Source organism: Synechococcus sp. OH2, assembly GCF_047462155.1.
Taxonomy (GTDB): domain Bacteria; phylum Cyanobacteriota; class Cyanobacteriia; order Thermostichales; family Thermostichaceae; genus Thermostichus.
The window spans coordinates 1-771 of the sequence record NZ_JANSIR010000071.1; the positions used below are offsets into that span (position 1 = coordinate 1).

2 protein-coding genes are annotated in these 771 nt (G+C 63.3%); one reads left to right on the forward strand and one right to left on the reverse strand.

Going from position 1 to position 771, the window contains the following annotated elements; all coding sequences use genetic code 11:
• A partial coding sequence (locus tag NW835_RS06125; protein WP_414414801.1) for a 3'(2'),5'-bisphosphate nucleotidase CysQ family protein occupies positions 1–382 on the forward strand: 382 nt, incomplete at its 5' end.
• Positions 383–394: 12 nt separating this feature from the next.
• On the opposite strand, the gene NW835_RS06130 is transcribed toward NW835_RS06125, so the two are convergent.
• Positions 395–771: pentapeptide repeat-containing protein (locus NW835_RS06130; protein ID WP_414414802.1), on the reverse strand; the 377-nt coding region annotated here is incomplete at its 5' end.

Genomic DNA, 771 nt, shown 5'->3' on the forward strand with positions numbered 1-771 from the left:
CAAAGGCAAAGAGCCCATCCGGGCCCGCCCCCCCGCCCAGGCTCCTCTGCAGGTGGTGGCCAGCCGCTCCCACCGCAGCCCGGAGACGGAGCAATTCCTGGAACAGCTGCGACGGCGCTACAGTTCTCTCGAAGTCAAGTCCGTGGGCAGTGCCCTCAAGTTTTGTCTGGTGGCTGAGGGATCCGCCCATCTCTACCCCCGCTTTGGCCCAACCCTGGAGTGGGATACCGCCGCCGCCCACTGTATCGTCGAGCAGGCGGGGGGAAGTGTCATAGATTTGAAAGGGGATCCCTTGCGCTACAACAAGCCCGACCTGCACAACCCGCCCTTTGTAGCGGCTGCCGAAGGCGTCGCCCAGTTGTGGCAAGGCTTGATCCCCTAGGCGAGGCTCCAGCTACATGCCCATTTCGGTGGGGTTGAAGCCATCCGGAAACTTGGTGTACTCGTCGTAGAGGGCACCGCGAAAACGGGTGTTGGTGATGATGGCTCCGCGCAGATCGGCGCCAATTCGCAAATCGGCGCGGCTAAGATCGGCCTCGCTGAGATCAGCTCTGAGCAACTTGGCCCGGTAGAGGTTGGCCCCGCGCAGATCGGCCTTGATCAGCTTGGCCCCGATTAGGTTTACCCGCCGCAGCTTGGCTCCGCGCAGGTCGGCTCCGGAGAGATCCGCCCCCGACAAATCCGCCTCACGCAAATCCGCCCCACTTAAGTCGGCATCTTGCAGGACAATGCCCCTCAAGTTCGCGCCGCTCAACTGCGCCCCGCTCAGGT